At 46.5% G+C, this 13,466-nt stretch carries 13 protein-coding genes; 7 read left to right on the forward strand and 6 right to left on the reverse strand.

Annotated elements, in window-relative coordinates; all coding sequences use genetic code 11:
* Nucleotides 1-43: 43 nt before the first annotated feature.
* The 3 genes from LEPBO_RS0106415 to LEPBO_RS0106425 form a co-directional block, all read right to left on the reverse strand.
* Complete coding sequence (locus LEPBO_RS0106415; protein ID WP_017286717.1) at nt 44-289, reverse strand: type II toxin-antitoxin system HicA family toxin; 246 nt, start codon at nt 287-289, stop codon at nt 44-46.
* On the reverse strand, nt 286-495 hold the full coding sequence (locus tag LEPBO_RS0106420) for a hypothetical protein (RefSeq protein ID WP_017286718.1): 210 nt from the start codon (nt 493-495) through the stop codon (nt 286-288). The genes LEPBO_RS0106415 and LEPBO_RS0106420 overlap by 4 nt, the downstream gene beginning before the upstream one ends.
* Nucleotides 496-671: 176 nt before the next feature.
* A complete protein-coding gene (locus tag LEPBO_RS0106425; RefSeq protein ID WP_017286719.1) occupies nt 672-1,277 on the reverse strand; it encodes an HD domain-containing protein in 606 nt (201 codons plus the stop codon).
* Between the two features lie 128 nt (nt 1,278-1,405).
* Between LEPBO_RS0106425 and dnaG the strand changes: the two genes are divergently transcribed.
* Nucleotides 1,406-3,310 carry a DNA primase gene (gene dnaG / locus LEPBO_RS0106430; protein ID WP_017286720.1) on the forward strand — a complete coding sequence of 635 codons (1,905 nt, stop codon included), beginning with the start codon at nt 1,406-1,408 and terminating at the stop codon, nt 3,308-3,310.
* Nucleotides 3,311-3,348: 38 nt separating this feature from the next.
* On the opposite strand, the gene LEPBO_RS0106435 is transcribed toward dnaG, so the two are convergent.
* Nucleotides 3,349-4,524 carry a TetR/AcrR family transcriptional regulator gene (locus LEPBO_RS0106435; RefSeq protein ID WP_017286721.1) on the reverse strand — a complete coding sequence of 392 codons (1,176 nt, stop codon included), beginning with the start codon at nt 4,522-4,524 and terminating at the stop codon, nt 3,349-3,351.
* A gap of 183 nt (nt 4,525-4,707) precedes the next feature.
* Between LEPBO_RS0106435 and LEPBO_RS0106440 the strand changes: the two genes are divergently transcribed.
* The 4 genes from LEPBO_RS0106440 to LEPBO_RS0106455 all read left to right on the forward strand — a co-directional run bounded on the left by LEPBO_RS0106440 (nt 4,708) and on the right by LEPBO_RS0106455 (nt 8,230).
* The gene (locus LEPBO_RS0106440) at nt 4,708-5,547 is read left to right on the forward strand and encodes an acyl-CoA desaturase (RefSeq protein ID WP_017286722.1); all 840 of its coding nucleotides are present in this window, start codon (nt 4,708-4,710) and stop codon (nt 5,545-5,547) included.
* Nucleotides 5,548-5,774: 227 nt separating this feature from the next.
* Nucleotides 5,775-6,857 (forward strand): class II fructose-bisphosphate aldolase, encoded by a 1,083-nt coding sequence (gene fba / locus LEPBO_RS0106445; protein ID WP_017286723.1) that lies wholly within the window; start codon nt 5,775-5,777, stop codon nt 6,855-6,857.
* A gap of 183 nt (nt 6,858-7,040) precedes the next feature.
* Nucleotides 7,041-7,670, forward strand: coding sequence for a lysozyme family protein (locus LEPBO_RS0106450; RefSeq protein ID WP_017286724.1), 630 nt, complete (start codon nt 7,041-7,043; stop codon nt 7,668-7,670).
* A gap of 185 nt (nt 7,671-7,855) precedes the next feature.
* Complete coding sequence (locus LEPBO_RS0106455; RefSeq protein WP_017286725.1) at nt 7,856-8,230, forward strand: DUF4870 domain-containing protein; 375 nt, start codon at nt 7,856-7,858, stop codon at nt 8,228-8,230.
* Between the two features lie 66 nt (nt 8,231-8,296).
* On the opposite strand, the gene LEPBO_RS0106460 is transcribed toward LEPBO_RS0106455, so the two are convergent.
* Nucleotides 8,297-9,031 (reverse strand): DUF561 domain-containing protein, encoded by a 735-nt coding sequence (locus LEPBO_RS0106460; protein ID WP_017286726.1) that lies wholly within the window; start codon nt 9,029-9,031, stop codon nt 8,297-8,299.
* Nucleotides 9,032-9,137: 106 nt separating this feature from the next.
* Here LEPBO_RS0106460 and LEPBO_RS0106465 point away from each other — a divergent pair, with 106 nt between their 5' ends.
* Complete coding sequence (locus tag LEPBO_RS0106465) at nt 9,138-10,328, forward strand: pyridoxal phosphate-dependent aminotransferase (RefSeq protein ID WP_017286727.1); 1,191 nt, start codon at nt 9,138-9,140, stop codon at nt 10,326-10,328.
* A gap of 136 nt (nt 10,329-10,464) precedes the next feature.
* On the opposite strand, the gene LEPBO_RS0106470 is transcribed toward LEPBO_RS0106465, so the two are convergent.
* Nucleotides 10,465-12,042 carry an iron uptake porin gene (locus tag LEPBO_RS0106470; RefSeq protein WP_017286728.1) on the reverse strand — a complete coding sequence of 526 codons (1,578 nt, stop codon included), beginning with the start codon at nt 12,040-12,042 and terminating at the stop codon, nt 10,465-10,467.
* A gap of 347 nt (nt 12,043-12,389) precedes the next feature.
* Here LEPBO_RS0106470 and LEPBO_RS0106475 point away from each other — a divergent pair, with 347 nt between their 5' ends.
* Entirely contained in the window at nt 12,390-13,466 is a 1,077-nt protein-coding gene (locus LEPBO_RS0106475) for an AEC family transporter (RefSeq protein WP_017286729.1), read from the forward strand.

Below are 13,466 nucleotides of genomic sequence, written 5' to 3' on the forward strand. Positions count from 1 at the left end.
GCAATCGCACTTCTCTTATTCGGGAACAGTGAGCATTTGAGGATTACTTTTGAAATAGCTCAGTGAGTAGCTCATCTCGGCTTAAACCCATATGATCAGCGACATCTCTTAGAATTGCAGAAAGGGTTCCAACTTTAAGCGGATTGTGAGCGGGGATTGTAATGTGATGTTCCCCATTGCGCTCTGTGGTTAAGCGCAAATGGCTTCCTGTTTGATGATCAATGTTGTAGCCGAATGCTTCAAGTAGCTTGGCGAGTTCTAAACCAGAGAGGTCACGGGGAAGTTTCACGAAGCAATGACCTCATCCCGGACAAAGTGTAGACGAATGAGTTTTGGGCGGGTTTGCTCGTTTGGGAAGTGACAGCGAACCGCATCGCGGATTTCTTCACGTAAGCGATCGAAATCGTCGGCTTCAGTGAAGATTGATTCGCCTAATGCACGAGCGCTGTAGCCTCCTTCGGGTGCATCTTCAATGAGAAATACGATTTCAGTCATAATTTGCAACTCACTTATCAGCTTTCTACACTGCACTTCTAGAAGTGATTGGATCTATACATCATAATTTAAGCAGTGGAGATGAGAGGCTTTATCCCGTTGCCATGCTGTGCTCGCAGCATATTCTCCAAAAAAATTGGTGTTTGGAACAGTAGAGAGTTACTTAGCTTTCCAATCTAGTCAGCAGCAGGATTGATGAACCCTTGCCGTACTGCATCCTGAATCAAGTTCTCTACAAACTCACCTAGCACCGGAGACCCGATCGCAACAGGCTCCATCCGTTTTCTCACCTTCTCAACCGTTACGCCTGCCTTTTTCCAAGTTCCACCCTGCGTATTGTAGTTATGCAATAAAGGCTGAAGCCGATCGAGGGCTGCTGCAAACTGAGCATCTAAAGATTCTCTCGCCTCAAATTCCTCCCAGAGAGATCGCAATTCTGCCCCAAGATTTTCCGGCAACATGCCAAACAATCGATCTGCCGCTTTCTGCTCTCGAATTTCTTGATCTTGCAGCGCGATCGCATCGTAACAGAACGTATCTCCTGCATCGATTTCTACCAAATCGTGAATCAGCACCATTTTGAGAACTCGCAGCAAATTCACCGCTGGATCAGCGTATTCAGAAAGCACGATCGCCATCATCGCCAGATGCCAAGAATGCTCCGCATCATTTTCTCGCCGTGACTGATCCATCAAAATCGTCTGTCGGAGCACATGCTTCAGTTTGTCAATTTCGACAATGAATTGAATCTGAGCTTGAAGTCGAGTGGTCGTAAGTTGCATGATCCAATCTAGAGTGTTAAACTTTCGGTCGAACGCTACAGATAGCGTACACTGGATTAACTCATTCCTATTTACAGCGTATTCCCCAAAGAATCTGCTAGAATAGGTGTACCAACGAAGAGCCGATCATGAACGTTCCTCGCCTGCATCCCGATACGATCGAGCAAGTCAAACAACGCGCTGATATTGTAGACGTTGTTTCGGAACATGTCGTCCTGAAAAAACAGGGTAAAGACTTCGTTGGCTTATGCCCATTTCACGACGACAAATCCCCTAGCTTCACAGTTAGTCCCAGTAAACAATTCTATTACTGCTTTAGCTGTGGTGCAGGCGGCAATACGATTAAGTTTTTAATGGAGTTAGGCAAACGCAACTTTAGCGAAGTTGTGCTCGATCTGGCACGCAAGTACCAAGTTCCTGTTCAAACTCTACAAGCGGAGGATCGCCAGGAACTTCAACGTCAATTGTCAGTTCGAGAACAGCTTTACGAAATTCTGGCAATTACCGCGAAATTTTACGAGCACGCCTTACAGCAGCCTCAAGGAGCCGATGCTCTAGCTTATTTACGCCGCGATCGCAAACTTTCTGTCGAAACGATTCAGCAATTCCAACTCGGTTACGCTCCGGCGGGTTGGGACATTCTTTGCAAATACTTAGTTGAACAAAAGAAATATCCGATCGTCTTACTCGAAAAAGCAGGTCTGCTCGTGCCTCGGAAAACTGGAGACGGCTATTACGATCGCTTTCGCAATCGCTTAATGGTTCCGATTCAAGATAGTCAGGGTCGGGTGATTGGCTTTGGAGGACGAACTCTGACAGATGAACAGCCAAAATACCTCAACTCTCCAGAAACCGAACTCTTTGATAAAGGTCGAACGCTGTTTGGGCTAGACAAAGCAAAAAGCGCGATCGCGAAACAAGATCAAGCGGTGGTTGTCGAAGGCTATTTCGATGTGATTGCGCTTCATGCTGCTGGAGTGACGAATGCGGTTGCGTCTCTCGGAACGGCGCTCAGCATTGCTCAAGTCAAGCAACTCCTTCGCTATACCGAATCGAAGCGCGTTGTATTCAACTTTGATGCAGATCGCGCAGGCGTTCAAGCCGCAGAACGCGCGATCGGAGAAGTTGCTACGCTTGCCTATCAAGGAGAAGTGCAACTTCGGGTTCTAAATCTCCCGGACGGAAAAGATCCCGATGATTTTCTTAAGAATCACTCTGCAAAAGCGTATCAAGATCTGCTCGATCACGCTCCTCTCTGGCTCGATTGGCAAATTAATCAAGCGATCTCGAATCAAGACCTGAAACAATCTGATCAATTCCAACAGGCAGTTATGGCGATCGTGGCACTTCTCGGAAACCTGCCCAATCCCTCCCTGCGAACGCACTACATTCATCATTGCTCAGAACTGCTGAGCCAAGGCAATAGCCGTCTCACTCAACAGATCGAAGAAAATCTGCGGCTTCAAGTTCGAGGACAACGCTGGCACGGTCGATCGCAGAAATGGCAAACTCCGGGCGATCGCAATTTACTTGAAGAATGCGAAGCGCAATTGTTGCGTCTCTACCTCCATGCTCCTGAATACCGGGTAGAACTTCGCAACGCAATTTCTGCTCAAGATCTAGAATTCAGTCTGTCTCATCACCGATTTCTCTGGCGACAAATCACAGACATTGAGCATGACAGTCTAGAGGTCGATTTGCTGGAACAATTGCGCGATCGCACACACAATTTCCCCCGCGAGATGTCTCAAGTCTATTCGCTGTTTGAACTCGATGAAAAAACACAGCGAGATATCTTGCGCGCGCCGCTTGTGATTCGGTCTGCTACCGCAGGCATTGAGCGGGTAATGTGTGAAAAACGCTATCGCCACTTCCTCGATCTTTGGCAGAAAACGGATCTCAGTACTACGCCTGATCTGGGACAGTTTTATCAGCAAAAAGCTTACGTTGAGAAACAACGTATCACAGAACTCGATCGCTTACGCCAGGTCAGTTTTGTCGATTTAGTTCAAGCTCCGATCGCAGTGGATTAAGTTTGCAATGCACAAAGATTAGTAAAGATTGTTTTCATCTATTTAGCAATTGACCGAGGTGGCTGATCAAGTCTGATTGCTTGTTCAATTGCTAATTTCTCTCGTGCTCGATCGACAAATGGCTGAAGTTGCGCTTCGGTTTGTTGCGTCAAAATCTTCAGATCTGCGATCGTAATTCCTCGAATTAAGAGATCAACACACCAAGTTTGATAGGCTTGTTCGATCCCTGGTTCATTCGGAATTCCCTCAGTCCAATCAGCCCAACGTTGCAGAATATCAGCTTCGGTAATGGGCTGATTCTCACTCGCTAGAAACATGGCAGGAAGCGCATCTTTACGAGTTTTGAGCCATTGAGTCAGCGGATTTTTCGTATGAGAACCGTAGCGTTTTTCTAATATCCATTGATTTAACGGAACTTGGCGCGTCGAAACTTGAATTTGCTTGACGTGGTAATCCGATCGCGTCAATTCAGTGAGTTCTCGCGCACTTAAGCCTGCACCGAATAAAACATAAGCGATCGCATAATCCTGAACACCTTGCTTTTTTGCGCGTTGCAAAATGAGATGAACCGTGTCCGCTGGCAAATCACGAACGTCTAAAGATTCAACCTGGGTCGGCTGAATCGCTCCTTGTAGAAATAAAGTTACAAGATTCGTTAAAAAATCGTCGCGACTCTGCCAAAGCTCGTGAAATTCGCTGGTGAATTCGATCACTGCATAGCCTAACAGCATGCCATTTAGAAGACTTGCAAGACTTTCAGACGATAAATTAGGCTGCATTTGGCGGCGATGAATCACGCGATCGAAATATTCCGCCACATAGCGATTGGCTTGGGTCAGACCCCGCCCTAAAGCCTCTCGATTTTCGGTCGGGTATTGTCCCGCTTCACCCACCACTGATCGCACCATTTCTGGAACCTGCTCCAGCGCTTCCAAACAGGCGATCGCATATTCTTTCAGCGCTTGGTCGATATAATCAGCTTGATCTGCCCGTTCTACCAGCGTTTGACCGAGTTGAGTAAAAACCGCCGCTTCTTCGATCGCAGCCAGTAACAGCCCATGTTTGTTGCCAAAATGCCGAAACAGAGTCACTTCATTTACGTCGGCTAATTCAGCGATTTGTTTGGTAGTAGTGTCGGTAATACCGTTCGCCGTGAATAACTCTAAGGCGGCTTGGATGAGGCGTTCCCGGGTCGAGTTGCGTGGGGTAGGCATGTCTTTAGAAATAAATATGCAAGTGGCACTTGCATTTAAATTCAGTCGTTGCTAGTCTAAAAATGTAAGTGTTACTTGCAATTGCGTTTCTCAACTTTAACGGATTTGTCGTAAGTTGGGTGATACGAATTCGGTCGTCCTCAATGTTGGTCGATCGAGAGTCAATGTTAGTAAGGGATTTTCATGACTTCTAATTCTGTTCAAGTCAACTCTGAACCAGCCCTGAAATTGGAGTGGACGAACGTTTTTTTCTTTGGGGCATTTCATGCTCTAGCGCTGCTGGCTCCGTTCTGTTTTTCCTGGAAAGCGCTAGGCGTGATGCTCTTGTTGCATTGGTTGTTTGGCAGTATTGGGATTTGTTTGGGCTATCACCGATTGCTGACGCATCGGAGCTTACAAGTTCCCAAGCCTTTGGAATACGTGTTGACTATTATTGGAACCTTGGCAATGCAAGGCGGCCCAATCTTCTGGGTTGCGGGACATCGGATGCACCATTTGCATACGGAAGATGTGGATAACGACCCGTATTCCGCACAACGCGGCTTCTGGTGGAGCCATATGCTCTGGGTGCTTTATCCCCGACAAAAGTTTTTTGATTACAACTCCTACAGAAAGTTTGCCCCCGATCTCGACAAAGAGCCCTTATATCGCTGGCTCGATCGCACGCCCAATTTCTTGATGCTGCAAATCCCAGTGGTGCTGTTTCTCTACTGGTTGGGGGGATGGTCATTTGTGATTTATGGATTTGTGCTGCGGGCAGTCTTGCTGTGGCATAGCACTTGGTTCATTAATTCCGTAACCCATGTGTTTGGGTACAAGACCTATGAGATTGAGGATAATTCGCGAAATCTCTGGTGGGCAGCGCTGCTGACCTATGGCGAAGGATGGCACAATAACCACCACGCTCAGCCGAATGTCGCGAAAGCTGGACGGAAATGGTGGGAGATTGATATGACCTGGTGGGCGATTCGAGCGTTGCAATCGCTTGGTTTGGCTCGTCGCGTGATCATGCCACCGCATTGAATCTACTGAGCGTCAAAACGCGAATGTGGAGGTTTGAATCGACTTTTGCGATCGCGTTTTGATCCCGACTTATTAATGCTTCTAAAACCTATCAGAATATTTAATAGCTATTTTTACCTAACAAACCTGGAAATTCGACGACTACAGAGGCAAAAATTGCCTTAAGATTATCGTAACAATTAAGTTTGTGAAAACAGACCTTGCTGAGATAACCAGGAGAATTCGATATGGCGCTTGTCCCGATGCGGCTGTTGCTGGATCACGCGGCTGAAAACGGTTACGGCATCCCTGCATTTAACGTCAACAACATGGAGCAGATCCAATCGATCATGTTTGCTGCCCATGAAACCGATAGCCCGGTCATTCTGCAAGCTTCGCGTGGTGCACGGAACTACGCTGGTGAAAATTTCCTCCGCCACTTGATTTTGGCGGCAGTTGAAACCTATCCTCATCTTCCGATCGCGATGCACCAAGATCATGGAAATGAGCCTGCAACTTGCTACACGGCGCTGAAGAATAACTTCACCAGCGTCATGATGGACGGTTCTTTGGAAGCAGATGCGAAGACTCCTTCGAGCTATGAATACAACGTGGCTGTGACTTCGGAAGTGGTGAAGGTCGCTCATGCGATCGGCGCTTCGGTCGAAGGTGAGTTGGGCTGTCTCGGATCGCTCGAAACCGGAAAAGGTGAAGCGGAAGATGGTCACGGGTTTGAAGGTGAATTGGATCACTCGATGCTGTTGACCGATCCCGATGAAGCGGTTGACTTCGTTGAGCGGACTCAAGTAGACGCTTTGGCAGTTGCAATTGGAACCAGCCACGGTGCTTACAAGTTCACTCGCAAGCCGACGGGTGAAATCTTGGCAATCAGCCGGATTGAAGAAATTCACCGTCGTTTGCCGAACACTCACTTGGTGATGCACGGATCTTCTTCGGTTCCTGAAGATTTGATCGCGTTGATCAACCAATATGGCGGTGCGATTCCTGAAACCTATGGTGTTCCTGTTGAAGAAATTCAAAAAGGCATCAAGTCGGGTGTTCGTAAAGTCAACATCGATACCGACAACCGTTTGGCAATCACTGCTGCGGTTCGTGAAGCTTTGGCATCAAACGCGAAAGAGTTTGACCCCCGCCACTTCTTGAAACCGTCGATCAAGTACATGCAAAAAGTTTGTGCTGACCGTTACAACCAATTTGGTGCAGCAGGTCAAGCGAGCAAAATCAAACAGCAACCGATGGAATTGTTTGCTGTTAAATACAAGAAAGGCGAATTGAATGCAGTAACGAACAAAACGGCTGCTGCGGTCTAATTCTTTTTCATGTGAATTGGGAGGGCTGGATGTCTAAGACATCCAGCTTTTTTTATGAAAATCTCTTATAAAAACGATTTTTTATTCTGTTTTCCTCGATCGAACGCATCAGAAATTTCAATCATATTCAACAAAAGACACAGATACCTGTAGACTTTTTGAGTTCGTTTCTTCTTTACCTGAATGAGTCTGAATTTTCAAGCGAAGAGCTTTTTTACCCGATTTTGTTTGCCTGAGATTACGAGTATTCTTGTTTTTGCGATCGCATCTCCACTTGTTACAAACTCGCCTGTTTATGCGGCAGATATTGTTGATTCATTTTCGACGTTCATCAGTTTAGAAATTAAACCTCAAACGCAGATTGCACCAGAGGTTATGCTGATCCGCCAAGCAATTATTGGGCAGGAAAGTGGTGCAAATTTCCAAGCGGTTAATCGACATTCTGGTGCGTTGGGATATGCTCAAGTCATGCCAGAAAATTTGCCGCAATGGTCGAAAGAAGCGTTGGGCTTTTCTGTGTCAAGAAAAGACTTTTTGGCAAGCCCTGAATTGCAAATCGCGATCGTGGATTTTAAGCTAAATCAGTACTGGCAGAAGTCAATTGTGGCAAGTCGTGGAAATGTTGCGATCGCGATTCAACGTGTTGCCGCTTGGTGGTACAGCGGGAAACCGGAGAAATATACCTCAACTAAGACGCAATATTATGCGGGGCATCGATATCCGAGTATTGCAGCTTATAGCCAGTCGATTTTGCGACGATATCAGCTCATTTTGAATGCACAAAATCCATCGCAGCCGCAACGAGGCGTTTAATCGGTCTGAAATCGATCGAGGATTTCGGCTAACCGTTCTCGTGAGAGTTCCGTTTAGTCTGAAATTAATATGCCTAAAGGAAAAGGCGGGAACCGTTAGAAGTGCGGTAAGCTTCACTACTACAGGCAAGATACAAAACGATAAGATCAACCTGTAAATCGAAAGCAATATAGGAGAAATCCAGGATGCAAACCACTTTTAATCCCGATAAGCGCCGCTTGTTATCCTGCCTCAGTCACGGCTCAATTTTCTTTAGTACCACTCTGTTTTCGTTTGGTGTACCGTTTGCGATCAATTTGCTTTCAGATGATCCAGTGGTGAAAGCCAACGCAAAAGAATCGATGAATTTTCACTTGAATGTTTGGTTCTGGGCGATCGTCATTGGTACACCGATCGCATTCCTCTCATTTATTACCTTCGGATTAGGTGGATTGCTGTTCTTTCCGGTGATTGCATTCGGATTCTTACTGCACTGGGGATTAACGATCGTGGCGTTGCTCCATTGCATTGCCAAGCCAGATGAAGCGTATCGCTACCCGTTTATTTTCCGATTGCTCTAAGTTGCTGAAATCAGTTGCTCAAAGATGAGAACCGGAACAGGTTTAAGCCGTTCCGGTTTTTTGTTTTTAAACGTTGACGGATGCGCGGGTCAGAGATTCGACTAACGAACGAACCACAGCGATCATTGCTAGTTCATCGTTGAGTTTGTGAATGGCACTGCCGACTCCGATTCCAGAAGCTCCAGCCGCGATCGCGAGAGGCGCAGTGACGCTAGAAAGACCCGATGCACAGAGAACGGGAACGCTTACGGCTCTAGAGATTTCGTAAGCCGCTGCCAAGGTTGGAGCAGCCTTCTCGATTAAGCCTAAGGCGCCCGCGTGTTCGGGACTCGAAGAAGTGCCGCCTTCGGTTTGGATCACGTCTGCGCCTGCTTTGACTAACTGTTCTGCCAGTTCAACTTGCTGGTCAAGCGGCAAGATGTGGGGAACCGTGACCGATAACATGATGTTCGGCAAGAGCGCGCGAGTCGCGTGAGTCAAGGCTAAAACTTCTTCAGCTTCAAAGCGGCGACCTTGAGCGTAGAAGCTATCGAAGTTACCGATTTCAATTAAATCTGCGCCTGCTTCGACTGCCATTGTGAAAGCTTCAGGTTCGACCGCAGAGACGCAGATTGGCAGATCGGTCAGTTGTTTTGCCATACGGATCAAGGTTGCATCGGCAGCGATATCAACGAAGGTCGCACCACCGAGATCGGCAGCTTTGATCACCGAGGCGACGTTATTGGCATCAAAGTTGTTTAAGCCACTGATGATTTTGAGTGCGTGGCGGTTGGTGAGCGCGGTTTGTAGCGTAGAAATCATGTTGCTTCATTCGAGTAAATGAGTACAGAACATTGTGCCAGAGTTAGAGAAGGATTTTGGATTTTGAAAGTTTGAATTTTGGATTTGCAGAGGGAGAGATTGAAAGATGCAGGATTCGATGCGGATGAGAGCGGTGCAGTCGCCAATTATTCCGATCGTAGGAGAGTTGATTCGGCAAACCCCCGGAACGATTTCCTTAGGGCAAGGTGTCGTAAATTATCCGCCTCCTGGTCAGGCGATCGCACAAATTACAAATTTTCTCGCTGACCCTGCAAATCACAAGTATCAAGCGGTAGAAGGAATTCCAGAATTGAAATCCGCGATCGCTCAGAAGTTAACTACAGAAAATCGAATTGATTTAAGCGATCGCGAAATTGTCGTGACTGCTGGCAGCAATATGGCGTTTTTGAATGTGGTTTTGGCGATCGCCGATCCAGGAGATGAGATCATTTTGCAAACGCCGTTTTACTTTAATCATGAAATGGCGATCGATCTGGCAAGCTGTCGAGCCGTTCTTGTACCGACGGATGACCATTATCAAATCCAACCTGATTTGATTCGGGCAGCAATGACGCAGCGAACGCGCGCAGTCGTGACGATTTCACCGAATAATCCGACTGGAGTAGTTTATCCTGAATCAGCCTTGCGAGAAGTGAATCAGATCTGTCGCCAACACAATTGCTTTCACATTACAGATGAGGCTTACGAATATTTCACTTATGGGGTTGAACATTTTTCAGCAGGCAGCATTGCTGAAAGTGCTAACCATACAATTTCGCTCTTCAGTCTGTCGAAGGCTTATGGATTTGCGAGTTGGCGGATTGGGTATATGGTGATTCCGAAATTTTTGTTGGAATCCGTGCAAAAAATTCAGGATACGAATGTGATTTGTCCGGCGGTGGTGTCTCAGTTTGCAGCGGTGGGAGCATTGCAAGCGGGGAGAACGTATTGTCAGGAAAAGTTAAGCGCGATCGCCCAAGTCCGAGAAATTGTTTTGGCAAAATTAGAAACCATTCCGCATCTGTGTACTGTGCCAAAAGCAGAGGGAGCATTCTACTTTTTGCTGAAAGTGCAGACTGATTTAGATGCGATGGAGTTAGTCCGGCAATTGATTCGAGATCATCAGGTCGCAGTCTTGCCAGGATTCACGTTTGGGCTGAAAGAGGGATGTTATCTCCGAGTTGGCTATGGAGCATTAGAGAAGGAAACCGCGATCGAAGGAATTCAACGATTGGTCACAGGCTTGCAAGCGATTTCCGCCTCTCAATCATCGATCGATGGTATGAAAAGTCCTTGAGATGATGACCAGTCAATTTGGGATGAAAGTGACAAGCTCGATCGATATCGGTACATGCTTTCAAGTTCGGCTCCCTCACAAAAAAACTCTCCGGATTGCTCTGGAGAGTCGAAGGTGTGAAGAAAAGAATAAAGATCTAGAAAGAGAACGTCGTTCTGACGACTCCCACATATTGCGTATCATTGTTCCGATTATGCTCAGGATTCAAGATCACAATTAAACCAGGTGTGATCGAAATCTTATCGGAGACTTGATAACGGTAAAGCGCTTCTAGATGCAGAGAAGTATCACGGTCTTCGCGAGTTGCGACATCATTACTCGTTGCTTTCGGTGGCATTCCCACAATGATGCCGCCTAAATTTCCTTTTTTGCCTAAGTCAGGAAATGCTAGAGCCACTGACCAATTGAAAATGTCTGCATCTGCACCTCGGTTCACCCCAGCCTTTGCTTCTGCATTGGTCAATCCAACCCAACCAGAGATATTAAACTGTGGGCTGACTCGAAAACTTGCGATCGCGCCATAAGAATTTGTCAGCGTTGCCGTATTGCCGAAGGGTCTTTGAGCAAAGGCGCTGCCTGTACTACCAGTTGTATCTACAGCTGTCCCCGAGTAGTAAGCGCGCGCGTAGGTTAAACCAACACTCAAGTTTCTGCTAGGACTCAAGATCAACTGGGCTAGAGCGCTATGATTGCCATCAAATAGTCCTGCTTTCTCTTCAGGAGAACTTGCATTTCGGGCACGATAAGCAAGCGAGAGCGTAGCGGTATTGCCAAATTTATGTTCTAAAGCAACACCGGGTCCATCTACGGCTCGATAGATGGGACTATAACGACCGAACCGCGATAAAGCACCACTGCCATCACTTTGCAAAAATGGATTCAATGGATTCGCGATATTTTCCGAGCCATAAGCATTCGCGATCAGCCAAACCCGAGTGTTATCTCCCAACGGGAAACGGTAGTACAAGTCATCAACTCCAACCTGTCCGCTACTATCTCCATCATAAGAAAGCCGCGTCATATTGGTTCCAGTCGCACTGCCGCTGAGAGGAATAACGTTGCGACCTTGTAATCTGACGCGCAGTTGATCTTTGCCTGTAAAGCTACTCTCAAAATTCAATCGTGCCCGATAAGAGAAGGTCGGATTATCGCTCAAAGCGCCGCCACCTGCTCTTTCATCCCCAAAAACACTCGCACCTGAGAAGATGACTTCTCCACGGAGCTTTGTCGTCGTGGAGAATTGCTGTTTTTCTAATGTCGTGGTTCGAGCTTCAAGTGAATCCACTCGACCTCGTAAGGTAGCAAGTTCTGCAGCAAACTCTTCTTGTAGCTTTTGCAATGCTGCTAGATCTTCTTTTTTAACGAGGTCTGCTGTTGCTGCTGCGATTAACTCATTGACACGATCGAGACAGGCATTTAATCCTGCTGCAAATTCATAGCGGGTTAGGGCGCGATTGCCGCGATAGGTTCGATCAGGATAGCCTGCGATACATCCGTATCGTTCTACTAGAGACTGAAGCGCCTGAAATGCCCAGTCAGTCGGACGCACATCGGATAATTGGGAAACGGAAGTAACCTGCTTTAATGTACTTTCTCCTAGTAAATTCTCATCTACTGATCGCACTTCGGAAGCAGCAGCCTCTCCTGTTTGCATTAAAAAAACAGACAGTGCCAAGCCTGAAAGCCCTGCCAAACCTCGAACAATATTAGACATCACTCAACTCACACTAGATAACTTGCTCCACTTTATTGGGAACTAAGGTCAATAGCGACCCTACCACTTACTAAGAATTAATATCAATACTGAGCCATAAAGAAATTGGTAAGTAAAAGATAAAACCTTTACCTCGACATTTTTTTGATTCCTATATTGTAAATAATTGCAAATATTTCTAATTAAGCTAGATAGCAATGAAGATCATCTCTCAATAATCGGTTGATGATGTGGAAAGTCACGAAGATAGGCTTCTGAGTTTTTCAAGGACGACCGAATTATTGCGGAGATGTCGTTCTTGAGGTGATTTTTGGGTACTAAGGAAACGTGCAGAGAGCTACCCGCGCATGAACCCCTTAATCCTCGAAAAAGTTGTCTCCCTTCTATTGCTCATCGGCATTGGCTATCTGCTCAAACCGAAATTTTCTGCACCGAATTCCACCGCAGTTTTACGCACATTCATCTTAAGTGCTGCGCTCCCTGCAACTATCTTTCTATCGACCATTGAGATCAACACGAGCCTAAATTTAGTTTTACTTCCTGCGTTTGCGCTCTGTGTTAACTTCTATCTCTTAATTCTCGGCATTCTGTTTACGCCGTTAGTACTAGACCGGAAGAATGCGGCGCAGGCGAGAGCTTTAATCCTGATGTTTCCATCGCTTGCGCCGGGTCTTACCGTTTATCCCTTTATTGAGCAGTTTGTCGGGCGACAAGGGCTTGCTTGGGCAGCGTTGGCAGATATGGGGAATAAGATTTTTGTGCTGATTGGCTTGTATATTCTGGCTTACTTATGGGTCGCTCGATCGCAACAGCAAAATAGCAAAATTCAATGGGTTGAACTAGGAAAATTTTTACTGACTGAACCTGTGAATATTGCGATCGTATTGGGGATGGTTTTGGCAACGTTGGGGCTAAATGCAGGAACACTTCCCAGTGTTTTAGTCGAGACAATTCAGAAAATTGCGCTTTGCTCAACTCCTCTCATTCTGATGTATGTGGGGATCTCGTTGAAATTGAAGTTACTAGAAGCAAGTAAAATCTTGGCGATTTTGCTTGGGCGAGCAGGCGTAGGATTTCTACTGAGTAGCTGCGCGATCGTGGTGCTGCAACCCACTTCGATCGAAGCAACAGCTTTGTATGTGGCACTTCCGCAAGCATCTTGTAGCCTCTGGGCATTGTTACATACCACCAAAATTAATGAACTATACCCGGCACAAGCTGAACAATTCTTTGACTTAGGCTTTGCAACAGCAATGCTGGCGATGTCAATGCCTTTTTCGGTGATCACGCTACTCTTTATCTTTTCGGCTGATCAGTTTTTCTATGCACCTGCTCACTTGAACTTAGCCGGGATGTTCTGTTTGGGAGTATTTCTGCTGTTTGTTGCTGCTCGAAAGTTCACGGTTGCCCTATTCGCTAAATAA

Origin of the sequence: Leptolyngbya boryana PCC 6306 (genome assembly GCF_000353285.1) — a bacterium.
Taxonomy (GTDB): Bacteria; Cyanobacteriota; Cyanobacteriia; order Leptolyngbyales; family Leptolyngbyaceae; genus Leptolyngbya; species Leptolyngbya boryana.

What these genes read in the sequence shown, in the direction of transcription:
- LEPBO_RS0106455 (WP_017286725.1), top strand. Translation starts at nt 7,856, where the DNA reads ATGCAAACCACTTTTAATCCCGATAAGCGCCGCTTGTTATCCTGCCTC.
- LEPBO_RS0106470 (WP_017286728.1), bottom strand. Translation starts at nt 12,042, where the DNA reads ATGTCTAATATTGTTCGAGGTTTGGCAGGGCTTTCAGGCTTGGCACTG.
- LEPBO_RS0106460 (WP_017286726.1), bottom strand. Translation starts at nt 9,031, where the DNA reads ATGATTTCTACGCTACAAACCGCGCTCACCAACCGCCACGCACTCAAA.
- LEPBO_RS0106425 (WP_017286719.1), bottom strand. Translation starts at nt 1,277, where the DNA reads ATGCAACTTACGACCACTCGACTTCAAGCTCAGATTCAATTCATTGTC.
- fba (WP_017286723.1), top strand. Translation starts at nt 5,775, where the DNA reads ATGGCGCTTGTCCCGATGCGGCTGTTGCTGGATCACGCGGCTGAAAAC.
- dnaG (WP_017286720.1), top strand. Translation starts at nt 1,406, where the DNA reads ATGAACGTTCCTCGCCTGCATCCCGATACGATCGAGCAAGTCAAACAA.
- LEPBO_RS0106420 (WP_017286718.1), bottom strand. Translation starts at nt 495, where the DNA reads ATGACTGAAATCGTATTTCTCATTGAAGATGCACCCGAAGGAGGCTAC.
- LEPBO_RS0106440 (WP_017286722.1), top strand. Translation starts at nt 4,708, where the DNA reads ATGACTTCTAATTCTGTTCAAGTCAACTCTGAACCAGCCCTGAAATTG.
- LEPBO_RS0106475 (WP_017286729.1), top strand. Translation starts at nt 12,390, where the DNA reads ATGAACCCCTTAATCCTCGAAAAAGTTGTCTCCCTTCTATTGCTCATC.
- LEPBO_RS0106465 (WP_017286727.1), top strand. Translation starts at nt 9,138, where the DNA reads ATGCAGGATTCGATGCGGATGAGAGCGGTGCAGTCGCCAATTATTCCG.
- LEPBO_RS0106435 (WP_017286721.1), bottom strand. Translation starts at nt 4,524, where the DNA reads ATGCCTACCCCACGCAACTCGACCCGGGAACGCCTCATCCAAGCCGCC.
- LEPBO_RS0106450 (WP_017286724.1), top strand. Translation starts at nt 7,041, where the DNA reads ATGAGTCTGAATTTTCAAGCGAAGAGCTTTTTTACCCGATTTTGTTTG.